This is a genomic window from Paeniglutamicibacter sp. ZC-3 (assembly GCF_025847175.2).
In the GTDB taxonomy this organism is placed as follows: Bacteria; Actinomycetota; Actinomycetes; order Actinomycetales; family Micrococcaceae; genus Paeniglutamicibacter; species Paeniglutamicibacter sulfureus.
The window spans coordinates 36,521-62,771 of the sequence record NZ_JAOYTG010000006.1; the positions used below are offsets into that span (position 1 = coordinate 36,521).

General features: G+C 64.6%; 24 protein-coding genes. 9 read left to right on the forward strand and 15 right to left on the reverse strand.

Going from position 1 to position 26,251, the window contains the following annotated elements; translation table 11 throughout:
• The first annotated feature begins 12 nt into the window (after positions 1-12).
• The 5 genes from OIU93_RS08625 to OIU93_RS08645 all read left to right on the forward strand — a co-directional run bounded on the left by OIU93_RS08625 (position 13) and on the right by OIU93_RS08645 (position 5,179).
• Complete coding sequence (locus OIU93_RS08625) at positions 13-1,278, forward strand: CdaR family transcriptional regulator (RefSeq protein WP_264269683.1); 1,266 nt, start codon at positions 13-15, stop codon at positions 1,276-1,278.
• 77 nt (positions 1,279-1,355) lie between these two features.
• A complete protein-coding gene (locus OIU93_RS08630) occupies positions 1,356-2,279 on the forward strand; it encodes an ACP S-malonyltransferase (protein WP_264269684.1) in 924 nt (307 codons plus the stop codon).
• Positions 2,280-2,293: 14 nt separating this feature from the next.
• Positions 2,294-3,349 (forward strand): beta-ketoacyl-ACP synthase III, encoded by a 1,056-nt coding sequence (locus OIU93_RS08635; protein WP_264269685.1) that lies wholly within the window; start codon positions 2,294-2,296, stop codon positions 3,347-3,349.
• Between the two features lie 98 nt (positions 3,350-3,447).
• Positions 3,448-3,693 carry an acyl carrier protein gene (locus tag OIU93_RS08640; RefSeq protein ID WP_217388104.1) on the forward strand — a complete coding sequence of 82 codons (246 nt, stop codon included), beginning with the start codon at positions 3,448-3,450 and terminating at the stop codon, positions 3,691-3,693.
• Between the two features lie 247 nt (positions 3,694-3,940).
• Positions 3,941-5,179, forward strand: coding sequence for a beta-ketoacyl synthase (locus OIU93_RS08645; RefSeq protein ID WP_264269686.1), 1,239 nt, complete (start codon positions 3,941-3,943; stop codon positions 5,177-5,179).
• Positions 5,180-5,409: 230 nt separating this feature from the next.
• Here OIU93_RS08645 and OIU93_RS08650 read toward each other — a convergent pair whose 3' ends face one another.
• From OIU93_RS08650 to OIU93_RS08660, 3 genes are all read right to left on the reverse strand, one after another.
• Entirely contained in the window at positions 5,410-5,913 is a 504-nt protein-coding gene (locus OIU93_RS08650) for a DUF3145 domain-containing protein (RefSeq protein WP_071215384.1), read from the reverse strand.
• Between the two features lie 132 nt (positions 5,914-6,045).
• The gene (locus tag OIU93_RS08655) at positions 6,046-7,029 is read right to left on the reverse strand and encodes a tyrosine recombinase XerC (RefSeq protein WP_264269687.1); all 984 of its coding nucleotides are present in this window, start codon (positions 7,027-7,029) and stop codon (positions 6,046-6,048) included.
• Positions 7,030-7,099: 70 nt separating this feature from the next.
• The gene (locus tag OIU93_RS08660; RefSeq protein ID WP_264269688.1) at positions 7,100-8,383 is read right to left on the reverse strand and encodes a DNA-processing protein DprA; all 1,284 of its coding nucleotides are present in this window, start codon (positions 8,381-8,383) and stop codon (positions 7,100-7,102) included.
• Between the two features lie 423 nt (positions 8,384-8,806).
• Between OIU93_RS08660 and OIU93_RS08665 the strand changes: the two genes are divergently transcribed.
• The 4 genes from OIU93_RS08665 to OIU93_RS08680 all read left to right on the forward strand — a co-directional run bounded on the left by OIU93_RS08665 (position 8,807) and on the right by OIU93_RS08680 (position 12,333).
• A complete protein-coding gene (locus OIU93_RS08665) occupies positions 8,807-9,733 on the forward strand; it encodes an ABC transporter substrate-binding protein (protein WP_372342893.1) in 927 nt (308 codons plus the stop codon).
• 139 nt (positions 9,734-9,872) lie between these two features.
• Positions 9,873-10,940, forward strand: coding sequence for an ABC transporter ATP-binding protein (locus OIU93_RS08670; protein WP_372342894.1), 1,068 nt, complete (start codon positions 9,873-9,875; stop codon positions 10,938-10,940).
• The gene (locus OIU93_RS08675; protein WP_264269690.1) at positions 10,937-11,674 is read left to right on the forward strand and encodes an ABC transporter permease; all 738 of its coding nucleotides are present in this window, start codon (positions 10,937-10,939) and stop codon (positions 11,672-11,674) included. Before OIU93_RS08670 ends, OIU93_RS08675 begins: the two co-directional genes overlap by 4 nt.
• Complete coding sequence (locus OIU93_RS08680) at positions 11,671-12,333, forward strand: ABC transporter permease (RefSeq protein ID WP_264269691.1); 663 nt, start codon at positions 11,671-11,673, stop codon at positions 12,331-12,333. Before OIU93_RS08675 ends, OIU93_RS08680 begins: the two co-directional genes overlap by 4 nt.
• Positions 12,334-12,357: 24 nt before the next feature.
• On the opposite strand, the gene OIU93_RS08685 is transcribed toward OIU93_RS08680, so the two are convergent.
• The 12 genes from OIU93_RS08685 to lepB (OIU93_RS08740) form a co-directional block, all read right to left on the reverse strand.
• Positions 12,358-13,908 carry a YifB family Mg chelatase-like AAA ATPase gene (locus OIU93_RS08685; RefSeq protein ID WP_264269692.1) on the reverse strand — a complete coding sequence of 517 codons (1,551 nt, stop codon included), beginning with the start codon at positions 13,906-13,908 and terminating at the stop codon, positions 12,358-12,360.
• On the reverse strand, positions 13,905-14,264 hold the full coding sequence (locus tag OIU93_RS08690; RefSeq protein ID WP_264269693.1) for a YraN family protein: 360 nt from the start codon (positions 14,262-14,264) through the stop codon (positions 13,905-13,907). The genes OIU93_RS08685 and OIU93_RS08690 overlap by 4 nt, the downstream gene beginning before the upstream one ends.
• A gap of 596 nt (positions 14,265-14,860) precedes the next feature.
• Positions 14,861-15,829, reverse strand: a complete 969-nt coding sequence (locus OIU93_RS08695; RefSeq protein WP_264269694.1) for a hypothetical protein — start codon at positions 15,827-15,829, stop codon at positions 14,861-14,863.
• A gap of 55 nt (positions 15,830-15,884) precedes the next feature.
• Entirely contained in the window at positions 15,885-16,541 is a 657-nt protein-coding gene (locus OIU93_RS08700; protein ID WP_264269695.1) for a hypothetical protein, read from the reverse strand.
• A gap of 2 nt (positions 16,542-16,543) precedes the next feature.
• Complete coding sequence (locus tag OIU93_RS08705; RefSeq protein WP_264269696.1) at positions 16,544-17,938, reverse strand: SH3 domain-containing protein; 1,395 nt, start codon at positions 17,936-17,938, stop codon at positions 16,544-16,546.
• 297 nt (positions 17,939-18,235) lie between these two features.
• Positions 18,236-18,670 (reverse strand): hypothetical protein, encoded by a 435-nt coding sequence (locus OIU93_RS08710; RefSeq protein ID WP_264269697.1) that lies wholly within the window; start codon positions 18,668-18,670, stop codon positions 18,236-18,238.
• A gap of 121 nt (positions 18,671-18,791) precedes the next feature.
• A complete protein-coding gene (locus tag OIU93_RS08715; RefSeq protein ID WP_217388199.1) occupies positions 18,792-19,112 on the reverse strand; it encodes a DUF2469 domain-containing protein in 321 nt (106 codons plus the stop codon).
• Positions 19,109-19,849: a ribonuclease HII gene (locus OIU93_RS08720; RefSeq protein WP_264269698.1), complete on the reverse strand. Its 741-nt coding sequence runs from the start codon at positions 19,847-19,849 to the stop codon at positions 19,109-19,111. The genes OIU93_RS08715 and OIU93_RS08720 overlap by 4 nt, the downstream gene beginning before the upstream one ends.
• Positions 19,846-20,562: a signal peptidase I gene (gene lepB / locus OIU93_RS08725; RefSeq protein ID WP_264269699.1), complete on the reverse strand. Its 717-nt coding sequence runs from the start codon at positions 20,560-20,562 to the stop codon at positions 19,846-19,848. Before lepB (OIU93_RS08725) ends, OIU93_RS08720 begins: the two co-directional genes overlap by 4 nt.
• Before the next feature lie 194 nt (positions 20,563-20,756).
• Complete coding sequence (locus OIU93_RS08730; protein ID WP_264269700.1) at positions 20,757-21,302, reverse strand: hypothetical protein; 546 nt, start codon at positions 21,300-21,302, stop codon at positions 20,757-20,759.
• Positions 21,303-21,472: 170 nt separating this feature from the next.
• Positions 21,473-24,439 (reverse strand): LPXTG cell wall anchor domain-containing protein, encoded by a 2,967-nt coding sequence (locus OIU93_RS08735; protein WP_264269701.1) that lies wholly within the window; start codon positions 24,437-24,439, stop codon positions 21,473-21,475.
• Between the two features lie 1,085 nt (positions 24,440-25,524).
• Positions 25,525-26,214 carry a signal peptidase I gene (gene lepB / locus OIU93_RS08740; RefSeq protein ID WP_264269702.1) on the reverse strand — a complete coding sequence of 230 codons (690 nt, stop codon included), beginning with the start codon at positions 26,212-26,214 and terminating at the stop codon, positions 25,525-25,527.
• Between the last annotated feature and the right edge of the window lie 37 nt (positions 26,215-26,251).

The window sequence follows — 26,251 nt, forward strand, 5'->3', positions numbered from 1 at the left end:
TATGCTCATTCTATGAGTGATGAGCAAACGTCGAATCCGGCACAGCGGATCCGGCCCTTCCGGCAAGCCAAGGCCAGCCCGGAAACCCTCAAAAGGCTCAAGCAGCACCTGGGCGTGCTCTCCACGGTGGCGCTGAAGCACCTGGACCAGTCACTGCCTTGGTACCGGGGACTGCGGCCCGAAGAGCGCGCGGCGCTGGGCTTGGTGGCGCAGAAGGGAATTGCTTCCTTCGTCTCCTGGTACGAACGGCCCACCACTTCCCCGCAGTGGGTGCTCAACGACGTCTTCGGCGCCGCACCCACCGAACTGACGCGATCCATCAGCCTGCAAAAGGCCCTCCAACTGATCCGCACCATTGTCGAGGTCGTTGAATCCCAGGTTCCTGACATCGCCCCGGAGGCCGAGCACACGCAATTGCGCGAGGCGGTCCTGCGCTACTCGCGGGAGGTCGCCTTCGCCGCGGCCGACGTGTACGCCCGGGCGGCAGAGACACGCGGTGCCTGGGACTCGCGGCTCGAGGCACTGGTGGTGGATGCCGTCATGCGCGGAGAATCCCAGGATTCCCTCCGCTCCAGGATTGCCGCCGTGGGCTGGAAGTCGCACGAAAACATCTTGGTGATGATCGGAGCAACCCCGGCCTCCTCCCAGGTGGGATTCGTCAGTGAACTCCGCCGCGCGGCAGCCCGCTATGCCCGCGACTCGCTGGTCGGTGTCCACGGTGAACGCGCCATCCTGATGCTCGGCGGCGTGGAAGCCGACCGGGCCGGGCTGGACCGGCTCGCCACGTTTTTCGGCGAAGGACCGGTGGTCTACAGTCCCTTGGCCCCGACGCTCAAGGAAGCCTCCGCCAGCGCCAAGGCAGCCTTCGCCGCCATCGCCGCCGCCAAGGCCTGGCCACTGGCTCCGCGACCGGTGGATGCCGATGACCTCTGGCCCGAGCGAGTCATGAACAACGACTCCGAGGCGCGCGAGGCGCTGGTCTCGGGGATCTACAAGCCGCTCATCAAAGCTGGAAACGGCCTGATTGAAACGCTATCGAGCTATCTGTCGCTGGGCCACTCTCTGGAGGGAACGGCCCGAGAGTTGTTCGTCCATGCCAACACGGTGCGCTATAGACTTAAAAGGGTGTGCGACGTCACCGGGTGGGATCCCTTGGTTCCGCGCGAGGCGTTCGTGCTGCAAACCGCGTTGGTGGTGGGTCGACTGGACGCCGAAACAACCGAAATCTTGTCCGAAACGCGGCAATCGGTGCCGCGCAAGAGCCCGACCACCTTGTAGGATTCATACAAAAGCACGCCGACAAGTCGGTGTGCGAAAACAGCCGTCGAGACCGACATCTTTGGAAAGCTGGAGTAGTGCTAGCAATCGTGTGCCCTGGACAGGGCTCCCAGACCCCCGGATTCCTTTCTCCGTGGCTCGAGGTTCCGGGTGTTTCCGAACATCTCGCCGGACTCTCCGCCATCACGGAGCGTGACCTGACCGCCCACGGGACCGTGTCGGACGAAGAAACCATCAAGGACACCGCGGTGGCACAGCCACTGATCGTTGCCGCAGGCCTCATTGCCGCGCGCGCCCTCTTCGGTGACGAGCTTCCGGCGAACGTCGTGTTGGCCGGACACTCCGTCGGCGAGATCACCGCCACCGCGCTGGCCGGTGCCCTCAGCGAGCAGGACGCGATGGTGTTCGTGCGCGAGCGCGCAAACGCCATGGCCTTGGCTGCAGCTGCCACCCCGACCGGCATGGCAGCGGTCCTGGGCGGAGACGCCGACGAGGTCAACGCGGCTATCTTGGCGGCCGGGCTGACACCGGCCAACGCCAATGGAGGCGGCCAGATCGTTGCCGCCGGCACGCTGGAACAAATCGAGGACTTTGCAGCCAATCCCCCGGCCAAGGCACGCGTGATTCCGCTCAAGGTCGCAGGCGCTTTCCACACCCACCACATGGCCCCGGCCGTGCAGGTGCTCCAGGAGCTTTCCGCAACATTGGAGGCCAAGGACCCGACCATCACGCTGCTGTCCAACTACGACGGGCAGGCCGTTGCCGGTGGCGAAGCGAACCTTGCCTCGCTGGTCGCCCAGGTCTCGCGTCCGGTGCGCTGGGACAAATGCATGGAGGAGCTCGCCGCACAGGGAGTCACCGGCATCATCGAACTTGCGCCGGCAGGAACCTTGGTGGGACTGGCCCGCCGCGGCCTGAAAGGCATCCCGACCCTTGCGTTGAAGTCCCCTGAAGACCTCGAGGCGGCACGCGCCTTCGTACTCGAACACACCCAAGCATAGGAAGTTCAGGAATCATGACTGCAGTGATGAACCAAACCACCGCGCGCGAATTCAGCCGCATCCACGGCGTGGGTTCCTTCCGTCCCGACGTCATTGTGAGCAACGACGACGTGTGCCAGTGGATCGATTCCTCGGACGAGTGGATCCAGCAGCGCACCGGCATCGTGACCCGCGCCCGCGCCGGGGCTGACACCTCGCTGCTGGACATGGCCGAGGGGGCTGCGCGCGAAGCCCTGAAGTCAGCCGGCATCGAGGCCAGCCAGCTTGGCGCGGTCATCGTCTCCACCGTAACCTTCCCGCATGCCACCCCGTCGGCAGCCGCCGCGCTGGCCGACCGCATCGGCGCCACCCCGGCACCGGCCTTCGACATTTCCGCCGCCTGCGCCGGTTACTGCTACGGCGTGGCCCAGGGCGACGCACTGGTTCGCTCCGGCATGGCCGAGTACGTACTGGTCATCGGTGCCGAGAAGCTGTCGGACTACATCGACAACCACGAGCGCACGATCTCCTTCCTGCTGGGCGACGGCGCCGGAGCAGTGGTCATCGGCCCGAGCGACATTCCCGGCATTTCTCCCTCGGTTTGGGGTTCGGACGGCTCGAAGTGGGGCGCCATCAGCATGACCCACTCGCAGCTTGACCTGCGCGATGCGGTCCTTCAGGCCGAGTCCTCCCCCGAGGGCGCATCCCTGATGGCGGCCACCGAGGCCCAGTTGTGGCCGACCCTTCGCCAGGACGGGCAGACCGTGTTCCGCTGGGCCGTCTGGGAGATGGCCAAGATGGCCAAACTCGCGCTCGAGAAGGCCGGCATCGGTTCCGAGGACCTCGTCGCCTTCATCCCGCACCAGGCAAACATGCGCATCATCGACGAGATGGTGAAGCAACTGAAGCTTCCGGAAACCGTGGTTGTCGCCCGCGACATCGCGAATGCCGGTAACACCTCCGCGGCCTCGATCCCGATGGCCATGGATCGGATGCTCAAGGAAAACCCGGAGCTTTCCGGCGGCCTCGCGCTGCAAATTGGGTTTGGCGCCGGGCTTGTCTTTGGCGCACAGGTCGTTGTCCTGCCCTAGGCTTTATCTCCAGGGACACAACCCATCATTCGGACCGCACACCTGTGGTCTGCATAGTCGTCGGGCTTGGTACCGGCAATCATAGAAAAGGAGCCATCATGGCTAGCAACGAAGAGATTCTGGCCGGCTTGGCCGAGATCGTCAACGAAGAGACCGGCCTGGAGACCGAGGCAGTCGAAATGGACAAGTCCTTCACCGAGGACCTGGACATCGACTCCATCTCGATGATGACCATCGTCGTCAACGCCGAAGAGAAGTTCGACGTGAAGATCCCGGACGAAGAGGTCAAGAACCTCAAGACCGTTGCAGATGCAGTGAACTTCATCGCCGGCGCACAGGTCTAAGCCAAGTAGTGATGCGTCCCCTTGAAGCGTGTTCCCTCGCGGAAGCACGTTTCAAGGGGAGGCATCGTTTTCACTTCATGTTTCCCGGTTGGCAGGCCCTGAGACGCCAACAAGCTTTACCGGTTTCGTCACCGATCCCCAGATTTTCGATTCAATCCGGACACCGTCCATTCGGCAACAGTCCGACGCTTGGATCGCGCGCTAGCCTCGCTAGCCGTTTCGCCCCCAACCAGTAGAGAGTTTCAACATGGCTCGCAAAGTTGTTATCACCGGCCTTGGTGCCACTACCCCCATCGGCGGGGACGTCCCGACCCTGTGGGCCAATGCCCTCAAGGGTGTCTCCGGCGCCCATCTGCTGCCCGACGAGTGGGTTGAAACCTACAACCTTCCGGTGAAGTTTGCCGCCAAGGCCTCCAACCCGGCCTCCGAGGTCCTCTCACGCGTTGAAATGAAGCGCATGGACCCGTCCACCCAGTTCGCCGTGGTCGCCGCGCGCGAGGCGTGGAAGGACGCGGGCATCGAGGAGATGGACCACGACCGCCTGGCCGTGGCCTTCGCCACCGGCATCGGCGGGGTCTGGACCCTCCTGGACGCGTGGGACACCCTGAAGGAAAAGGGCCCGCGTCGCGTGCTGCCGATGACAGTACCCATGTTGATGCCCAATGGACCTGCAGCTGCCGTGTCGCTTGACCTGGGTGCCCGCGCCGGCGCGCACACCCCGGTTTCTGCCTGCGCCTCGGGCACCGAGGCCATGCACATCGGTCTTGAGCTGATCCGCTCGGGCAAGGCTGACGTGGTGATGTGCGGCGGAGCCGAAGCAGCCATCCACCCCATGCCCATGGCTTCCTTTGCCGCCATGCAGGCCTTGTCCAAGCGCAACGACGACCCGGAGCATGCTTCGCGTCCGTACGACATCGACCGTGACGGCTTCGTCATGGGCGAAGGCGCCGGTGCCTTGGTGCTTGAGGCCGAGGAACATGCCATCGCCCGCGGTGCGACGATCTACGCCGAACTGGCAGGCACCTCGGTGACGGCCGATGCGTACCACATCACCGCACCGGACCCGCAGGGCCTGGGTGCCACCCGAGCCCTGAAGGCGGCCATGTTTGACGGCCTCATCCAGCCAGAAGACGTGGTCCACGTCAACGCGCACGCCACTTCCACCCCGGTGGGCGACAAGCCCGAGTACACCGCCCTGCGCGCCGCCCTGGGTTCGCACCTGGACAAGGTATGCGTCTCGGCCACGAAGTCGCAGATGGGACACCTGCTGGGCGCCTCCGGCGCAGTCGAATCGGTCTTGGCCGTGCTGGCCGTGTACCACCGCAAGGCTCCGGTTACCATCAACCTGGAAAACCAGGATCCGGAAATCCCGTTGGACGTGGTTGTCGGCACGCCGCGTGAGTTGCCTGAGGGCACCATCGTCGCCCTGAACAACTCGTTCGGCTTCGGCGGACACAATGCCGTCGTTGCCATCCGAAGCGTCTAATACGCGCGCAGGCGCAGCCTGAGGCACCAAAGAGCGGTGGCCCGAAGTTCACGTGGAACTTCGGGCCACTGCTCTTTGCGTATATGCCTGCAGCCGGACCTTGCGGTCGTCACTTCATCTGGTGAAAATCCTACGCGTCGTTTTGTCGGCAGGTAGAGGAGTACACCGGTTGGCTCATTGACCAGGAGGAGTGGTCGATGACTTCATTGGCGGTACAGAGATAGAACGGGTCAGATGACCTGGTGCAGCCAACGGACGGGCGCACCCTCTGCTGCGTAGCGGAAAGGCTCGAGCTCCTCGTCCCAGGCCTCGCCGAGGGCAATCGAGAGTTCCTGGTAGACAATCGCGGGATCCCCAGCGCCCTTTTCATAAGCCCAGCGGATGCGTTCCTCGCTGACCATGATGTTGCCTGCAGCATCGGTGGTGGCATGGAAAATTCCGAGCTCCGGGGTATGGGACCAACGGCTCGAATCGACACCGGGACTCGCTTCCTCGGTGACCTCGTAGCGCAGGTGTGCCCAGCCGCGAAGTGCGGACGCCAAAAGAGCACCGGTACCGGGCTTGCCGGTCCAGTTGACTTCCGCCCGGGACATGCCCGGGGCGGCGCTCTGCTCGGTCCAGTGCAGATCGGTCCGCTGGTCGACAACGGAACCGATCGCCCACTCGATGTGCGGGCACAGCGCTGAGGGGGCCGAGTGTACGAAAAGTACGCCCCTGGTCAGTGCGTCAGACATGCTTTCCTCCGATGTGCTGTTGGAACGTCTTCCCCAACGTCAACAACCCTGATTCGAAGTCAAACAAGTCCTGATTAGTATTGTGCACGATTATACGGCGTTCGGCCAGCGGCTTTCGACCATGACTTCGGATTATGCGCGCGGATGGGCCCGCTGATAGCTCTCCTTCAGCCGTTCGACGGAAACGTGGGTATAAAGCTGCGTGGTGGCCAACGAGGAATGTCCCAGGATCTCCTGGACCGCGCGCAGGTCCGCCCCGCGGTCCAAAAGGTGCGTTGCCGCACTGTGGCGAAGTGAGTGGGGGCCGCGGGCAGCAGTGTCCCCCAGTGCCGCCAGCGCATCGGAAACCAATTGGCGCGCCTGTCGGGCGTCAAGCCGCTTGCCTCGACGGCCCAGCAGCAAGGCGTGGCCGGAGTCGTCCGTCCGCAAGACCGGTCGGGCCCTCCGCAGCCAGTTGTCAACGGCGTTCATGGCAGGCTGCCCGAAGGGCACGGTGCGTTCCTTGTTGCCCTTTCCGATCACCCGTAGGGTGCGGCGGTCCAGGTCGACATCGTTGATGTCCAATGACACCAGCTCCCCCACGCGGATGGCGGTCGCGTAGAGCAACTCCAGGATGAGTTTGTCGCGGTCGGCGAGCGCGAGCTGTTCGCGGGTGGGCTCCGGGGCCTTGGCCTCTGGTGTGCCCTGGGGCACGGGAACCGGCTTGAAGATGCGTTCGATCTGGTTGTTCTGCAGGATGTGCGGGAGACGTTGTTCCCGTTTGGGCGATTTCAGCCGGATGGCGGGATTGGTGGCGATGAGTTCTTCACGCACTGCCCAGGTGAGGAAGCTGCGGATGGTTGCGGAGCGACGGGCCAAGGTGGCGCGGGCGAGTCCTGACTCCTGCAGGGCCATGAGCCAGGCGCGTAGGAGGGTGAGGTCCAGGCCTGCCAAGGTCGTGGCGCCGCGTGGGATGGCGTAGGCGTAGAGATTGCCGATGTCGCTGCCGTAGGCGCGCAAGGTGTGTTCACTGCGTTCGCGCTCCAGGGCCATGTATCTCAGGAAGCCGTCGCGGGCACTTTGGAGCTCGGCGGGCAGGCGTGTGGCTTCGTTGGTTTGTTCGATTGGCTCTGGCACGTCTCTACTGTCTCCCGTACCCCGTGCTGGGACGATGATGCCACGCCGGTCGGTGCGCTTCCGGCATGTCTCATCGGGGTTCCGGGGCTCCGCGTTGCGGTTCCCTGCCGTTGGGAAAGCGGCGTATCCATCCGGTGCCGGAGCGTTCAGCCAGTCCGCGTGTGGACAGGCGCGAGAGTCCTCCGAGGATGGCTCCCATTCCCAGTCCGGCGAGCGCCGCCAGCTGGTCGGCGGTGCGCGGGGACCGTACGGGCAGGGCGTCGAGGAGGAGCAAGTCCTGAATCGCCAGCCCGTCGTAGTCCCGTGGTTCTTCCCTGTCGTTGCTGGCCTGTTGGGCTTGAACGTCCGCGGGAGCGGGATCGGGGAGTTTGAGCAGTTCGAGTGCCTCGGCGGCGTCGGTGACGAGGATGGCCGCGCCCTCCCGGATGAGTCGGTGGCAGCCTGCGGAGTTGGCGGAGAAGACGGAACCCGGGATAGCACCTACTTCTCGGCCCATCTCCGCCGCGTGGCGTGCGGTGCTCAGTGCCCCGGAGCGCCAGCGTGCCTCGGCGACGACGGTCGCAGCACATAGCGCGGCGATCAACCTGTTGCGTTGAAGGAACCGCCAGCGCGTTGGGGTGGCACCGGGGGCGACCTCGGCGATGAGCAGTCCCTGTCGATGGACGGACTTGAGCAAGTCGTCGTTGCCGACCGGGTAGAAACGGTTCAATCCCCCTGCCATGACAGCAATCGTGGCAGGTAGCAGGGGTTCGCCCGGGCGGGTGCGTGCGGGTGGATCTTCGGCGAGCGCCGCCTGATGTGCCTGTGCGTCGATGCCATACGCTCCCCCGGACACGATGCAGATCCCGCGTGCCCGTAGCCCGTGGACCAGTTCCGCGGTGACGGTGCGTCCGTATTCGGTGGCGTCGCGGGATCCGACGATCGCGGCGAGCCGGGCGGGATCGCGCAGGATGGCGAGGTTGCCGGTGCCGCGGTACCAGAGGGCCAGTGGTGCGGCCAGGCCGAGGGCCTCAAACCCCTGGGGCCAGTTCCCGTCTCCGGGGTGGATGATCCCTCCCCCGAGCGTGGACATGAGCTTGAGGTCTGACTGGGGGTCCGCGAGCGCGGCGCGGGGGCGCCAGCGTTCGAGTCCGGCATCCAGGCGCAGGCTCGCACGGCTGGCTCCGTGTGCGTCGAGCAGTTCGGCGACCTGTTGCTGTTCGTGGGCCGGGGCAGGGCCGGTGTGGTCGTGGATGATGCGGTACGCTTCCACCGCTCCGCTGACCTGCACGAGTGCCGCTCCGGTCTGGTCGTTGGGTTCGATGATGTGGGTGAGGCCGGCGCGTGCCAAGACCTCCGGGTCTGCATTGCTCATGTCTGCGTGGCTTCCGGCTCGTTGGATGCTCCCGGGCGGGGTATGCACTTGGTCCCCGGTATCGCGCATGGAAGGGGATGCGTGGGTGCCGGGGGGTGCGTCTGTGGTGCTGCATTCATCGTGCCTCCCATCCAAGGAACCTTGGAGGCGTCCAAGCGCGGTCTGGGGAACCACGCAGGGAACCTCGATCCGGCTGCAATGCTGTGTGGGCAAGTCGGCAGGAACCTCGTGGAAGCACTCTGCGGGCGGTCCTGGCCCGGTGCCGCTTCGACAATATCGTGGGCGGGATGCGTCGGGATGTTGCTAGTCGGACGCCAAATAGGTAACGATAGGTTCAGCCCGCCTACCGACGGTCACGTGCATCCGAGGCGGACCCGCCGGTAGATACTACTGAAACGGAACTAGGCCTGACACATGAAACGCATGAAGCTTCCTTTTATCGCCGCCCTGTCAGTGGTGGCCGGTTCGTTGGTTCTCAGCGGATGCTCCAATCCCACGGCGGCTCCTGCGCCGGATGAATCGGGCGCCACCGACCAAAGCCTGACCGTATCCTCCGCGGATTTCACCGAATCCGAGATCATCGGCAACCTCTACGCCGAGGCATTGAAGGACAAGGGGTACACGGTTGAGACCAAGTTCCGCATCGGCACCCGCGAGGCCTACATCCCGGCGCTGGAGGACGGTTCCATCGACCTGATCCCCGACTACACCGGCAACCTGCTGCTGGCCCTGGACGAGGACGCCGATGTCAGCTCGCCCGAATCGATCCTTTCGGCCCTTCCTGCGGTTCTGGAGGCCAAGAAGCTGACCATGCTCACCCCGGCTGCCGCGGAGGACAAGGACGCGGTGGTGGTCACCCGTGCCACCGCCGACAAGTGGTCACTCACGACCATCGAAGACCTTGCAGCACACAACGACGAGGTGGTCATGGCCGGCCCCCCCGAATTCAACAAGCGTCCCGTGGGCCTGCCGGGGCTCGAGAAGAACTACGGATTTGTACCCTCCAAGTTCGAACCGATTTCCGATGGCGGCGGTCCTGCCACCGTCAAGGCGTTGCTCGACGGCAAGGTCACGGCCGCGAACATCTTCACCACCAGCACAGCGATCCCGGCCAACGACCTGGTCGTGCTGGAAGATCCCAAGAACAACTTCCCTGCGCAGCAGGTCGTTCCGGTGGCCGCCGCGAACAAGCTCGATGAGACGGCCGTGGAGACCCTCGATGCAATTTCGGCAAAGTTGAGCACCGAGGAGCTGATCAAGCTCAACGAGCAGGTTTCCGGCAGCGCCAAGGTGGAACCAAAGCAGGCGGCCATCAATTGGCTTACGGACCAGGGACTACTGGGCAACTAACGCATAACCACGCCCCCGAATCGACAAGACTAGAACACTTGTTCTACTCGGGGGTAAATGCTCTCTCCCGCCGGTGGGAGCAACCCATTTTTGACCGTTTTCGCGCAGCACCGCCACCGATAGGACCCGAGAACCAGCAATGATTACCTTCGAATCAGTGTCCAAGTCCTATCCCGGTGGCACCCAGGCCGTGACCGACCTGGACCTGGAAATTCCCACCGGTTCGTTTACCGTCCTGGTCGGGCCCAGCGGCTGCGGCAAGACCACCTCGATGCGCATGATCAACCGCATGGTCACCCCCAGCAGTGGCCGCATCTGCATCGACGACCAGGACGTTGCTGACATCCGGGCTGTCACGTTGCGCTTGGGCATCGGCTATGTGCTGCAGAATGCAGGCCTGTTCCCGCACCGCACCGTGGTGGACAATGTGGCCACCGTCCAGCGCCTGCTGGGACTCTCCAAGGCCCAGGCCCGCACCAAGGCTTACGAGGCGATGGAACGGGTGGGGTTGGACGCCTCGATGGCCAACCGCTACCCCGCACAACTATCCGGCGGGCAGCAGCAACGCGTAGGCGTGGCCCGTGCCCTGGCTGCCGACCCGCCGATCCTGCTCATGGACGAGCCCTTCAGCGCGGTGGACCCGATCGTGCGCCTTGAATTGCAGCAGGAGGTCCGGCACCTCCAGGCGGAGATCAAGAAAACCATCGTGATGGTCACCCACGACATCGACGAAGCACTTTCCCTGGGCGACCGAATCGCGGTGCTTGCTCCCGGCGGGGTTCTTCACCAATATGCTCCGCCGCTTCAGATCCTCACGCGGCCGGCCACCGACTTTGTCGCCTCAATGGTCTCCAAGGACCGCGGTTTCCGTCAGTTGTCCTTCGCAACGCTGCAGGACGTGCAGGCCACCGCGCTTCCCGCCCCCGGCGCCGACGACCTGATCGAGCTGGGGACGCTCGCACCGGGATGGAAGCTTCGGCTGGACACCGCGCAGGGCAGGGCGGTATGGATCGATCCCACGGGGGCGGAGTTTGCAGCTGGCGGCGCGGTCCGGCGCGGGGACACGGTGCGCTCGGCACTTGATGCGGTGCTGGCCTCCCCGGTCTCGGCGGCACTGTTGCTGAACGGCGACTCGGTGCCGACCGCCTGCGTGACCATCGATGACCTGGCACCGTACCTGCGCCACGGCGTGCGGAACCCGGCATGAGGTGGCTGCTGGACAATGCCGGGCAGGCCTGGGCGCTTACGCTCGAACACCTGTACCTGAGCATTGTCCCCACCATGGTGGGTGTGGTCGTTGCACTGGCCCTCGGGCTGGTCTTCGGGAACAAGCCGCGCGCCCGGGGTGCGATCACCGCGGTGGCCAGCGCGATCTTCACCATCCCCTCGCTGGCCCTGTTCGTGGTGATTCCCTCGATCATCGGCACCCAGATCCTTGACCCGTTGAACGTGGTCATTGCGCTGAGCCTGTACTCGGCCTCCTTGTTGGTGCGCACGGTGTTTGACGCGCTGGACGCGGTGGCCCCGGAGGTCCTGAACGCGGCCGAAGCGCTGGGCTACTCCCGCGCCCGGCGCAGGGTGTTCGTGGACCTGCCGCTGGCCGTGGCGCCGCTAGCCGCCGGCACGCGGGTCGCGGCGGTGACAAACGTGTCACTGGTGTCCGTGGGTGCCGTAATCGGCGTCGGCGGGCTGGGCCAGCTGTTCGTGGCCGGATACCAGCGCAACTACCCCGACCAGATCCTGGCCGGCATCATTGTGATCCTCGCGCTCGCACTGGTCCTTGACCGCCTCATCGCCGGCGCCGCCCGGCTGCTGACCCCCTGGCTGCACAGCGGTGCAGCCCCGTCAGGGTCCACGGGCAGGCGTCGGCCTGCCAACGGCCGCGAAAAACCGGTCGTCCCGGCGGCTCCGGATGCCGCGGTCCGGGAGGCGGGCAAATGATCAACGAGATGCTCTCCTACTTCGCCGACGCCGCGAACTGGTCCGGGGACGCGGGTATCCCCGCCCGACTGGGCGAACACCTCTGGTATTCCCTTCTTGCGGTGCTGGCCGCAGCCGTCATCGCATTCCCTGTCGGCCTGTTCATTGGACACACGGGAACCGGCACGGTGTTCCTGGTGTCGGCCTCCAACGTGCTGCGGGCGCTACCCTCGCTGGGCATCATGACGCTGCTGGTGCTCCTGATGGGCATCGGATTGGTGCCGCCCCTGGCAGCCCTGGTGCTGATCGCGATCCCGCCGATCCTGGCAGGGGTGTACGCGGGGGTGGCCAACGTCGAGCCCTCGGTGGTGGATGCAGCGCGGGCCATCGGCATGAAGGATTCGCGGATCATCCTGCAGGTCGAACTTCCCCTGGCGCTGCCGCTGATCCTCGGCGGGATGCGCGGGGCGATCCTGCAGGTCGTGGCCACGGCCACGATCGCCGCCTACGTGAACCTGGGTGGGCTGGGCCGCTACATCTTCGACGGGCTGGCCCTCTTCGACTACGGCGAGGTGCTGGTCGGTGCCGTGCTGGTCACCGGCCTCGCACTGGTGCTCGACGGATTGCTGGCCCTGCTGGCCAAGGCAGTGTCCCCTGCCCGTCGATCAATCGACCGATAAGTTGGCATTCCTCGGCGAACGCGGCTATCCCACGTCGCCCTTGCCGTGCTGGCGCAGCTGGATGGCCACATCCACGTCGTCCGACGTGGGGCAGGCGTGGGAGTTCAGGTCGGCGATTGACCACGCGATGCGCAGCACCCTGTCGTAGCCGCGTGCACTGAGCCGCAGCGACTCCGTGGCCCGGTTCAGTCCGGCCAGGGTGGCCGAGAGCAGGCGCAGCTCGTTGCGCAGGATCGACCCGGGGACCTCCGCGTTGGTGCCAATACCCCAGCGCTTGAGCCGATCACGTGCCGCCGTACGGGCCTCGCCCACGCGCGCCGCGACCACGGCGGAGGATTCGCCGGTTCCACGCCCGGCCAGTTCGCGGGCAGAGAGCTGCGGAACGAAGAGCTGCATGTCAATCCGGTCCAGCAGTGGACCCGAGAGCCTGGCCAGGTAGCGGCGGCGCTGCATCGGGGTACAGGTGCAGTCGGTGCCCTTACCCAGGTTCCGCCCGCACGGACACGGGTTGGCGGCCAGCAGGAGCTGGAACCGGGCCGGGTAGCTGGCGGTGCCGGATGCCCGATGCAGGGTGAGCACGCCGGATTCCAGCGGCTGGCGCAGCGCGTCCAGGGCCGTCGCCGAAAATTCCGGCGCCTCGTCCAGGAAAAGCACGCCTCGATGTGCGCGCGAGGCGGCGCCGGGCCGTGGGATGCCGCTGCCTCCGCCGATCAGCGCCACCATGGAGGCGCTGTGGTGCGGGGACTCGAAGGGCGGGCGGCGCAGCAAGGAGTTGATGGGTCGCCCGCCGGACGACAACGAATGCACGGCCGTGGTTTCCAGCGCCTGGGCGTCGTCAAGATCCGGCAGCAAACCGGGCAGGCGCTGGGCGAGCATGGTCTTCCCGGCCCCGGGAGGTCCGGTGAAGAGCAGGTGGTGGCCGCCGGCTGCTGCCACCTCCAACGCGTACCGTCCCTGGGCCTGACCGACCACCTCGGAGAGGTCCATGCCCGGTGTGCGGGTTGCCGACCATCCGGCGTTCTTCCGCGAGGGCGAGTCGTGCCGCGCCCGGTACCGGAGATCCAGCGGATCGGCGCCGCATTCGGCAAGCACCTGGGACAGGTGGGCGTAGGACCGTACCGCGGCCCCGGCAACCAGTTCCGCCTCTGCCTGGTTCTCGGTGGCGACAACGACGTTCGGGTAGCCGTCCCGCACGGCCGCCATGACGGCCGGAAGCACCCCGGAGACGGGACGCAACGATCCGTCAAGCCCGAGTTCGGCAAGGTAGACAACGCCCGGTGCCGGGGCGATGGACCGGTCCGCGGCCAGCGCCGCCAGCAGGATCGCCAGGTCGAATCCGGAGCCGCGCTTGTGCAGCGTCGCGGGCGTCAGGTTCACCGTGAGGCGGCGGTTGGGCAGCGGGATGCCGGAGTTGCGGGCCGCGGAGCGGATGCGCTCGCGCGATTCGTTGAGTGCCGCGTCGGGCAGCCCCAGCAGGATGAAGGCGGGGATGCCGTTGCCCACGTCGGCTTCCACCTCGATGAGCTGGCCGTTGAGACCGGTCAGGCCGATGCCGAGGGTGCGGGCCAGGCTCACGATTCCACCCCGATCAGGTGTTCGATGCCCGGTTCGCGCCCCGGCGCCATGAGGATCGCCACCACGTCCACGCGCACGGTGTGTGGATTGCGGCGGTGGGTCACGCACCAGCGCCGCACCAGTCGTGAGAGCCTGCGCAGCTTCTGCGGGTTGACAGCCTCGGCCGGGTGCCCGAAGCCCACCGAGCTGCGCGTCTTGACCTCCACCCCGACGACCTGGCCGTCCGTTTCGGCGACGATGTCCAGCTCGCCGAAGTTGCAGCGCCAATTGCGTTCCAGAACCGTGTATCCGGCGCCGGTGAGATAGGCCGCGGCAAGCTCCTCACCCGCGGCGCCCAGTTCCTGGTTATGGCTCATCAGCAGACTCCTCTCCGTTCTGGGCCGCACGTCGCTCGTCGGGAGACGGTTGAACGGGAGCGGCCTGATGTCAAGGGTGCGCGCCTTGGCACGGCAACGAAGCCCGACCGGGCAGAGGTGTGGATAAGGGCGAATCCCCTTCCGGCGAGCGCGACATCATGCCGTGTAGCCCGGGGGGCACCGATAGAGATGCGCCTTCACCCGGGGGCATCGGCCACAACGGCAGGATACCGGTGTGGCCGCAAGCCGCAGCCAGGTGCCATCTACTTCAGCTACAGGTTCCTGCGGACCGCCGGAACCAAGCCCGCGGTAGCCAGGAGAGACTCCGCCGAGGAAGCTTCCCGCTGATCCCTCCATAAGTACGAAATCCACTCCGGTGGGAATCGTCTTGTTCAGCCAGCAAGCCTGACGTTCCCGCGACGCAAGGCATCGCTCTTGAGTTCGGCCACGCCGAAACTGCGTTCGTCGCCGAACAAGACATCAGTGGGAAACTCAGCCGAAGGTAGCGGACAGCGCCAGCGTGGTGATCGTTTCTACCTGACCGCACTGCGCCAAGGGCCCGGCCGCGAAGGTGCCCGGCACCCAGCGCCCGGGACTCATGTACCCGGCTCCCGGGGCCCGAAGGCGCGGATGCGGCCGGCTGCCCCACGCAGCACGGAGGTCTCCAACCGGAACTGGACCTCCAGGGGTTCGGCGCTGCCGTCGGCGGCAATCGCGTCGTGCACGGTGAGGGTCCCGGTGAGCTCTTCGGCCTCCGGTGCGGGATGGATCCAGAATTGGTGGTTCAGCGTGTAGCAGTGCGGGCCCACGTTCCCGTCGGCCCGGTGCGGAGAGCAACGCTGCGGCGCGCCTGTGGCCGCATTGCCCAGCTGCAGGGAGATCTCGACGTTTCCGTGCTGTTCGTTGCTGCGGCGGAACCAGATCAGCCCGTCTTCGCGCGGTCCGCGCACGTTGACGTAGTCGACCATCAGCAGCACCCCGTTGCCGAAGACCTGCGCGGTGTCCAGCCGTACGAACTCGGCGGGGGTTTGGTGGATCACCCGGTCCAGGACCACGGTTGCACCGAGCTCGGTGGGGCGTGGCCAATGCGTGTCGTCGGCATCCTCGGTGGACTCGTTGGCGGCGAGCAATGCCGCCCATTCTTCCGGGGTGGCGGCCTCGTCCGGGAGGGACCGATCCGGCGGCACCTCGGGCAGGCCCTCGCCGGTGTACACCTGGTGCGCAGCCAAGAGCTCGGCCAGCGCCTCGAGGACGCCCCGGGAGGCAGCGAATAGCTCCGGTGCCAGCTCTGGCCGGCGCAGGGCATCTGAGATCCGTCCCTGGCGGTCCTCCAGCGCGTGGGCGTAGTCCAGCAGTGCCGCGTTCAGGGCGGGGATGGAAGCATCGAAGGCGCGCTTTCCGACCTCGGGATCGTGCTCGACGCCGCCGAACTCGAAGGACAGCGAGCTGTCCTCAGAGTGGCCACCGGCGAGGAACCCGAAGTCCTCGGGTTCGGGTTCTTCCCCGTGGGCATCCCCCGGTCCGTTGGGGTCCTCGGGGTCGGGCTTGCCTGGCTGCTCGGTCATTTGCGTGGATTTCTTTCTGGTGCCTGGCTCGGACGCTGGGGCAGTTGGTTCCGGACTAGCCGCCGTAGGGCCAGGACCAGCCGCCGTTGTCCTCGGGGTCATAGGCGACCTTCCCGGATAGCGCATCCACGTCGAGGACGACCTTGCCCTTGACGCTTTGGCCCGGGTTGACCACCGGCGGCAGCAACACCGAATCATCGAAGCAGCCCCAGGCCGTTTCCGAGGTGACGTTGCGGTCCGCGGACCCGCTGGAGGTGGTCACCGAGAACGCCTCGGCGACCAGCGGCATGTACAGCTCCTGTGCCCCGCCACCGACCTTCGAGGAGACGGAGGCTGCCAGGGTCGCCTCGACGTCCAGGACCAGGAACTTGGTGCGCATCGGCTTGAGTTTCTGGTTCCCCACGCGTGATGTGCACTGCCCCAGCAACTGGGTGTTGGTGACCTCGATGGTGAAATAGTTCTTGTTCGTCTCTTCATCGACCAGGCCGGCCTTTTCGCCCGCCTTTTTCTGGACGTTGTCGAACCTGTCGGTCTTCACCTCGGAGCCGGTGGACGGATCGACTTCGGCGATTGCGGGGCCCGCGACGAGGTCGCCGGGGAGCTCCCACTCCGTACTGTTGGCGGCACCGGCCATCCCTATGCCCCAGGCCGCGAGGCCGACGGCTGCAACGCCTGAAACGACGCCGGTGGCGATCTTGCCCTGCTTTTTCATGGTCAGAACCTCTTCAGATAGTCGCCGGAAGTTACGCGGATTCCGTTTTTGGTCAGGTACTTGCCGATCTTCTTCGATCCCAGGTAGGCCCAGGACTTCTTGCCGTCCTTGTCGGTGACCAGCACGCGGTTGTAGTTCTGGTCGGCTAGCGGCTTATTGGGGTTGAAGCGTTCCCACTTGTCCATGTTGGCCACGGTGGCCCGGTAACTGGCCGGCTTGATGTCCATCCGCTCGACAACCACCTTGTCGGAGGCCTTCTTGCTGGGGATGACGTAGGAGAGCCAAGTCTTGTTCGGCTGCAGATACATGCTGTGGCTGGCGATCGTCGTCTTGGTTTCCCTGGACGTCTTCCCCTTGAGGATGTAGTAAGCCGATTGCCCCTTGCGCAGCGTTCCGTAGACCGCGAACGAGTACTGGCCGGTCTTGTCCAGGTAATTGTTCGAAATCCAGCCGGTGCCCTTGGAAGACCTGACGTTCGACCAGCCGTTGGCGGTCTTGAGGTAGGTGACTCGCTCGTTGGCCGGTACCAAGCCAAGGCTCTTGTGCGAAGTGCCGGCGCCCTTGCGGATGTTCACCTTCGCCGTTGTCCAGCGGTAGCTGGCCTTGGGTGTAGGTTTTTTGGGGGCAGTCGGCTTGATGGCGGTGTTGGCCAGGGCCGAGGTCAGCACCCACCCATTGCCCTTCCCGGTCCGTATGGCGGTCCAGCCGGTGCCGGTGCGCAGCCATTCGACCTTGGCGTTTTTCTCCACCGTGGCGACCCTGGCGGACTTGTTGTTGGTGCTCTTGTAAACGACCTGCTTGGACTTCAACCATCGGTAGACCACGGCGGGATTGGTCTTGGAAAGACGGGCGGATTCCATGAAGCCCGTCTTGCCTGAAACCTTGACCTTGGTCCACGCCCCGGAGGCCGAGAGGAATTCGACCTTGGCGCGGCGCTGGTAGGAACCCAACGACTGGCTCTTGGCGGATGCACTCTTTCGCAGGGTGGTGAAGCCGGTGGTGTAGCGGTGAGCGATCGACTGTGACTCGGGCGCAGTCTTCTGGGCGGCGGGCGCGTTCTTGAGATACCGGGAGGACACCCACCCGGTCTTGCCCTTATAGGTTGTCTTGCTCCAGGTGCCGCTGGTTTCGGTGACGGTGACGGTGGTGTTCTTCGGGACCGTCAGCAGTACCCTCGTCCGGGTGCTCTTGGCCTGGCGCAGATTCAGGTTATGTCTGGTCACCTTCTTCAGGTTAAGCTTTTTCGCGGCGATGCCTGCCGCAGCCGCTCTTGGCTCCAGGACCATTGGCGCTGCCCCGGCCGCTCCCGTTGCCGGAGCGTGTACCTGGCCGACCGCCGGCAACACAAAGCCGGTGCTGCTTCCTGTCACCGCGACGGCAAGTGCCAGCGCCGTCATGATTCGCTTTTTCTGCAATCGGATCCCCCCATTGGTCCTGGTTCCACTCGATGCTGCGCACTGCCGTGGTGGTGGCCCGTGCGAAGGATCTTGATCCGCCATACGTACGCCGAATCGAGTTTTTATGCTTCCGCTTGATCATAGCGTCAGAATGTTCGAAATCCGGGTTTCACCGGGAAATCTCCGGCGAAGTCGACGAGCGAGGCGTTTTGGATATCGAACCTTCGGCATGGTGGCCGAGAGGTTCACGCCCGAGCTCGGGTCAAAGGACGGCTCGGCCTCTCAGTTCTGACCGGGCTATCCCCCATACGGCCACGACCATCCGCCGTTGTTCTCGGGGTCGTAGGTGACCTGTCCCTTGAGGGCATCCACGTCAAGCACCAACTTGCCCATGACGCTCTGGCCGGGGTTGACCACCGGAGGCAACAACACGGCGTCATCGAAGCAGCCCCAGGCCGTTTCCGATGTGACGTTGCGGTCCGGGGCCCCGTTGGAGCCGGCCACCGAGAAGGTCTCCGCCACCAACGGCATGTACAGCTCGCCGCCGTCTCCGCCGACGTTCTTTGAGACGTTGGCATCCAGGGTTGCGGTGATGTCCAGGACCAGGAACGCCGTGCGCGTGGGCTTGAGCTTGTCGATGCCGACACGGGGGTCGCAGTGGTCCACCACTTCACTGTTCGTGACTTCGATGGTGAAATCGGGAGTTGCGTGGCGGTCTTGGGAGGCGAGCACGTCGCAGTTCGCGGGGGCGGTCCGGAGGCGGAAACAAGACTGCCCCCGAATCCGCCCCGCGCACGGCGGGATGGCTTCGGGGGCAGGGGCCGCCAGGACACGGCGATCGTGGCGGCAGCGGCTAGTTCAGCCCCTCCTTGGGGATGGACAGGTCATCGACGCGGTTCAGTTCCTCGATGTTCACGTCCTTGAACGTCACGATGCGCACCGACTGCACGAAGCGGCCGGTGCGGTAGACGTCCCAGACCCAGGCGTCGGTGAGCGTGAGGTCGAAGAAGACCTCGCCGTCGGCCGAGCGGGTCTTCAGGTCAACGTTGTTGGCCAGGTAAAAACGCCGCTCGGTTTCCACGACGTAATTAAAGAGGTTCGCCACGTCCTTGTATTCGCGGTAGAGCTGTAGTTCGAGTTCCGCTTCGTAGTTCTCCAGGTCTTCGGCACTCATGGTGTTTTCCCCTCGCCCCCTGACTCGATGTTCTTTCCCGGCACCTTGGGTGTCAGCTGCCAGGTCTTCCGATGGTATTCGCACGCCCCGTGCTCGGCGATGCCGGCGCGGTGGGCGGCTGTGCCATACCCCTTGTTTCGTATCCAACCGTACGCCGGGTAGCTCACATCGTAACCATCCATGAGCGCGTCGCGTTCGACCTTGGCCAAGATGGAGGCTGCTGCGATGGACAGCGCGAGCAAGTCGCCCTTGATCAGGGTGTGCACAGGAATCTGTAGGCCGTCGATGTCCTGGGTGGCTCCGAAACCGGGAACCAGGGAATCCAGCAGCGTGGGCTGTGCGGTGGCCGAGAGCCAGTCCAGGTTTCCGTCAAGCAGCACCGCGTCGGCTGCCTGGACGCCATGCGCGAGGGTGGCTGCCCGCAACCCGGCCAGGCGAAGGGCAGGAACCAGTCCCAGCGCGTCGATCTCCGCTGCGCTGGCGTGGCCCACGCCCCAGGAGGCTGCCCAGTCCTTGATCGCCGGGACCAATTCGTGGCGCAGCGCCGCCGAGAGCAGCTTGGAGTCGCGCACGCCCGGCAGCTGCGGCGAAGCGTCCGGGTCGATCACGACATAACCAACGGAGACGGGTCCGGCCAGGGAACCGCGGCCGACCTCGTCGGCAGCCCCGATGAACCGGTGGCCGCCCGCGGCGGCCAGTGCCAGTTCATGCTCCAGGGTGGGTGCAGTCGATGTCATTGGTTCGCCGGCACAGGGACGCCGGCGAAGACCTCGTCCTCGCCGGAGATGCCGCCCAGGCGGTCCAGCGGCCAGGAGATGACCGCTGCCCGTCCCTCGACGGCTGAAAGGTCGACGAAGCCGTCCTGCAAATCCTCGTGGAAGCGGGAGTCCGCGGAGGCACCGCGGTGGTCGCCCATGACCCAGATCTTGCCCTCCGGGACGGTCTTGGTGAACTCGGAGTCCGAGGGGTTGTCACCCGGGTAGATGTAAGGCTCGGTGATTTCCACGCCGTTGATGCTCAGTCTGCCGTCGGCGGAGCAACACTCGACGGTGTCTCCGGGCATGCCGATGATCCGCTTGATCAGGTGTTGGCTGGACGGGTCCGGAAGCAGTCCGACGAAGGTGAAGAAATCGCTGACGGCGTTGGTCTCCGGGGAAGGGATCGGGGGCAGCCAGCCCTCTTCGTCGCGGAACACCACAACGTCGCCGCGCGAGAGCTCGAACGGACCCGGTGCCATGAGATTGGCGAAGATGCGGTCGTTGACCTGCAGCGTTTGTTCCATGGAGCCGGAGGGGATGTAGAAGGCGCGGAAGAAGAATGTCTTGACGACCAGTGATATCACCAGGGCCACCACGACGATGATCAGGACTTCGCGGATGGCGGCCCACACGGGGTTTCGCTTTTTCCGCGGTCGATCGGGTGTTGCGGCTGCGTCGCTGGCGTGGCTCACGTGGGTGAAGGCCCTTTCAATTTTCTGTCTTCGCTATCAATGCGGGATGCTTCCGATCTGTCTGCCCCGGAATACTGCCGAAGCCCAAATACGGTCCCTCAGGTACAACCCTACGTCGCGTTCCGCATCTTGTTAGTTCGTGGCGCGCCTGCGGCGGGCGAAAGGCGCACCACGAACACTGGGGGCGCGAGTTGTCAGCCGGAGCTGGCGGGGGTTGCCGGTCCGTCGGATTCCACAAACTTCAGCTCGATGTCTCCGGTGACCTTGCCATCTTTGAGCCCCTTCTCGATTCCCGCAAGTTGGGCGGAGTCGACGGCGAGTGTAATGGAGCCGTCGCGTCCGGACGGGAGGTAGCGGTGGATGGCAGTGGCGACGTCCCCGCCCTGTTCGCGCTGCCAGGACATGACCTTGCCGATGGCGGCCTCGAGTTCGGCGGCCGAATGCTTCGCCAGGTGTGCCACCGCACCGGCCTCCGTGACGGTGGCCGCGGAGGCCTGGTCGATGACTGCAAGGTGCAGTTTGTTCCCCTCGATCCAACCCTCGGAGTAGTTGTCCCCCAGGGTTTCCTTGAGTGATTCGTTGAGTTGGAGCAAATCCGGATCCTGGCTCTCGTTCGGTGTGGCGCTGAGTGTCGCCGGGGGTGTCGGGCTGGAGGAGGTCGGGCTTCCGGTCTCGCTGCCGCAGGCGGAAAGCAGGAGCACCGCCGCCAGCGCGGCTCCGCCCAGTGCGGTTCGTGCCATGGGGTTGTTCAAATGAGTGACCACCTTCTGATGTGGGACGAGTCTAAGGGAGGTTCCGGGGCGTTGGCTGGATGAGGCGTGGGAAAAGCAGGGGCCTTCCGCGGAATGACTAGCAATTCCGCGGAAGGCCCCCCTCGCTCACGAGTCCCGGCTAGCCGAGGACCACGTGGTTAGGCACTGTGGAGCCCGGAGTTGTTCTTGCGGCGCAAGAGCATGAAGAACCCGCCTGCAACCATCAGTGCACCGCCTGCGGCAATAATTGGCAGGACGGCGTTCGCGCCGGTGTTGGCCAGGCCGCCGTTGCCGCCGTTGCCGCTGTTATTGCCGTTGATCTCGCCCTGCGGAACGACCGGAGCCTTGGAAGGTTCGGAGTCCTGCGTGGGTTCCGGCGAAGCGGTTGGCTCTTCGGTCGGTTCCGGCTTCGGTGCCGCGGCAACGGTGAAGGTCTTCGATATGGCCGCCGAGGCAACCCCGTCAATGACCTGTACAGCCGTGACCTTGTGGTCGCCGGCTTCCAGGTCCTCCGGGACCATGACGGTCCAGGCGCCATTGACCACGACTGCGGCAACCTCGGATTCGCCGCTTGCCGCGTCAGCGGTTTCTGCGACGTTGCCGTTGGCAGCAACAGCGGAGGACAGTTCGGTGCCGTCAAGGCTCACCTTGATCGTGGCCCCGTTGATGCCGAAACCGCTGATGGTCTTCGGGGCCTCGTCGAAGGCGAACTCCTGGCCATCTGTCGGCGAATCGATCGACGGTGCCACCGGTACGACCTTGAAGTCGCTCTTCACCGAAGTAGACGTGGTCTCGCCGACGTTCTGCACAGCCGCGATGCTGTGGGATCCGTAGGACAGGCCTTCTTGAAGCTCGACGCTCCAGGAACCATCCTCGCCCACGACAACTTCGCGCGTGACGGCACCGGTCAACTTGACAGTTGCGCCGGCAACGCCGGTTCCCGAAATCACGGACTGTGCCTCGGTGAAGGTCTTACCGTTTGCCGGGCCGGTGATGGCCGGTGCGGCGAGCTGGACCTTGAAGGAACTGGTGGTGGCCTTCGAGGTTTCGCCACCCTTGACCTGGGTGGCCGAAATGGCGTACTCGCCGTAAGACAGCGCGGTGGGAAGCTTGACGCTCCACGTGCCGTCTGCGGCGACTGTTGCGGTGCCCGTGGCATCCCCGGCGAGTGTCACCGTGGCCCCAACAACGCCGGTTCCCGAGACGGTGGACACCGGTGCGTTGAGCGTGGCGTCGTTCTTCGGGGTGGTGATGACCGGTGCACCGATCACGACGTTCACCGATCCTGCAGTGGTGACGGACTTGTTGAATCCGTTGACAGTCTGCACGGTGAAGTCGTACGTGCCGAAGTCCTCGGGAACCTTGAAGCTGAACTTGCCCGCGGTGACCGTGGCCTTCTTGACCAACTTGCCGCCGGAGACGACCCGGACGTGCGATCCGGAGGGAGCGCCAGCCACGGTGCCGGAGATCGTTGAGCCTGCCGTGACGTCGGCACCGTTGGAGGGCGAGGCCACCGCCGGGGCATTGAGGAACAGGGCGATGGAGTAGCCCTTTGCGTGCTTCAGCCCGTCCTTGATGTCGGTGAAGTACGCACGACCTTCATCGTTCGACGAGACCGCGCTCGTGACGCCCACAGCTGTGCCGCCGGAAATGGCCGATCCGCCGGAGTCGCCCTCGTTGGCTTTCTTCAAGCCCACGTTGGCCATGCCGAAGCCGCGAACACCGCGGACGTCGTCTGCGCCGTTGTATCCGCCGACCAGGAAGATGCCGACCTCGTCCACGGTGCCACAGGTCCAGCCGGTGGTGCGTCCGGACTTGCAGATTTCGGCGCCGATGACGGCACTGGCGACTCCGGTCACCTTGGTGCCCGAGTCGCGTTCGTCGGCACCCTTCCAGTCGGTGACCGTGGATTTGAGAGTTAGGTCCGGGTTGATGTTGTCGATGACGGAGATGTCGGTCCCGACATTGCCCAGGTCCTCGATCTTCGTTGCAGTGTCGAAGCCTGTCACCGGGGAATTGCCCGGTCCGCCGAACTGTGAGAACCCGAAGGTTCCCAAGGGCGCGCCGATCCCCGCAAATTTGTTCGGTGCAGTGTGCTCCATGATATTGACCTTGGTGATGTCACCGTCCTGCTCACAGTGCCCGGCCGAAATTGCTGCGTCGCCACCGTCTGCGTTGAAGCCGCTGAAGCCAATCGAGCACAACGCGATAGCCGTGTCGGTCCGGGCACCGTAGCCCATGCCGCCGAGCACATCGCCGGCTGCTGCAGACTTTGCCGGCCCTTCTGCCTTCTCGATGGTGACCTTGGTGTACTGCTGGGCGAATTCCTCCGGCGTCATCTTCTCGCCGAACCGCAGGGTCGTCGCCTTGGGGGTCTCGGATGTGTTCTTGCCTTCCACGTCGGCGGTTCCGCCGGTACGGATGACAAAGCTGTTGGACCCGGTCTTCATGACCGCTTGAAGCTGGGAAACAGCCTTCGGGTCAACGCTTTGGACGTATGCCTCGAGCAGCGACTCGGCGCTCTTGGGCATCGCCTTGGCCACGACCTCCGGCTTGGCCGTGGCCTCTGTCTTCGGGCTCTCAATGACCGGGAGCTTGGACGGAGCAGCCGTGGGGTCCTGCGTCTCCGGCGCCTTCTTGGTCTCGACCTTTTTAGGCGCGACCGTGGCTTCGGCTTCGGGCTCTGTCACGATGCGCAATTCAACGTCCGTGCCCTTGGTCAGTTCGCCAAGTTTCGTGGTGACGGCCCCAAGAGATGACGCAGCCACGGTGACCTTGATTTTGTTATCTTCGATGGCAAAGTCGGCGGCAAGTTCCGACTGTCCCAATTCCTCCGAGAGCGACTCGACGACCGAGCTCAGCTCGCCGTTCTTGTAGAACTCATCAATGGTGATGCCGAGGTCGCGTTCGACGGCCGCTTCCAGGCCGCTTGGCAGCGCCGCCTGGCTCTGGTCCTGTGATGCTTCAGCGCTCGTGACGGCCGAAGTCTCCGTTGACGCAGGCTCCGGGGCGGCTGAAGTCGTGGCGATCGCCGGTACGGTAGCGAAGCTGCTCCCTAGCACCAGCGCCGTGGTCGCGGCAGCAATGCTGCCGCGCTTCAATAGCGCACGTGAGGATTCGTGCATATGTGTGGTCTCCCAATTCAAGGTGTGGTACCTCGCTTTTGTGTGCGCCGCGACTGTCATGGGACATCCGATTGGGCACACCGCGAGCAATGAGTGTTACCAAAATGAAACCCTAACCTCTGTACATATCGCCTAACAAACAGCGCCTCCCCAAAACTCCAGCGTTTCGAATAATTGATGCGTCAACCACCCAGTTGCACTTCCGCATGATTCCGCGGCAAGGCAGGACGGAGACGGGCGTCACTGGGCGCGACACGCCCGGAACAATACTCGGTAGATTCCCCGCGTAACTTTTAGATATTTCCCGGCATCCATGCATTTTTCTGTGCTGACGGCCGTAAAGCTGGCCGGCTCACATCGACACACGCAATGTGAAAATTATGGAAACCTTATGGAAATACTTGAAGTCCAACACCGGACACAGGCTGAGGGAATCGAGCGCATGCACGCGGCCAACCTGCTGGACGGCACCATTCCATGTCCCCGAAATCTCGAAGCATTGACGCCAATCAAGCGACGGGAATCGAAGTTGCCATCCAGCTCGAGGCAGCACCGACTACCGCGCACCAGCCAGACGGTTTGGCCGATCGGCCATGATTATTCCAACGCTCCTTGCCCGAGAATGCGGGTGCCGTGGGCAGGGGAAAGATCTAGTGACCTGCAGGCAGTCAAGTAGCCGACGCTTACCCAACGAAGCATTCATTCGCTTGCCCAGCACGGCCAGGCCTCGCGCGGTGGATGCCTGGCTATATTCGTAGTCCAATCGGACACGGAGTCGCGAAGTGTTCTTACTCGGCAGGTATGTTTGCCGATATCCGCCTAGCGCATCGATGCGACATCAACGGTCGCTTCCGGGTGTTCCTTACCTGTGGTTTCGACCGGCATGCAGACTTCCCGTACGTCCCGGATCGCACGGGCAGTCCACCCATTAAGTCGACTGATCGTCTCCGTGATTGGTGCCGCGCATCGAGAAGCCGAGGATTTTGGTCATCCGAGGAGGTGGGGCGGAACGAGGGTTTTCCAGGATGCCGACGGCCAGTCGACGGCTGCCGGCCGTCACTACGTGTTGCGGGAGTGGTGTTCGGTTATTCGGCGAGGGGTAGTCCACCCAATACGGATGAGCCATCGATGGGTCGCTTATTTTCCAGTGGCCACACCACTTCGGCCACCTTGCCAATGACACGATCCGTGTCAATCATGCCGCCACCTGGCGCGCCCATCAACGCACGCGAATCCTCCGATACCGAGCGATGGTCCCCCATGACCCAGAGACGACCCTCTGGTACGTGGACATCGAATTCCACGTCACTCGGTGTGTCCCCTCCATGGACATAGGGCTCGTCCACCGGGACACCGTTGATGCTCAGGCGCCCATCCGGGCCGCAGCAGCTGACGGTGTCGCCACCGACTCCGATGACGCGCTTTACGTAGACCGAATCACCTCCGGCCAGGCGCAGTGCCCAGGCCAGTGAATCCAGGGCAGTGGGAAGCTGGTAGGGCAGGAACGAGCCGCGGCCGTCGAAGATGACCACATCTCCGCGTTGGATCTCGGCGTCCTTGTAGGCGAGCCGGTTCACCAGCAAGCCCTCACCCGGGTTCAATGTGGATTCCATGGAAGTGGATCCAATGTAGAAGAAGTCAACGACGGTGGCGCGAACGCCAAGGGTGATCACCGCCGCCGCAGCAAGCGCGCCTACGGCAAAGCGCCAGCCCCTCGAAGGGGACCGGCGCTTTGTCGAAGCGGAAAAACGTTCCGATTCAGTAGATTGATCCACGATGGATCCCCATCCTCGCCATCCGAAGGATGGCTTG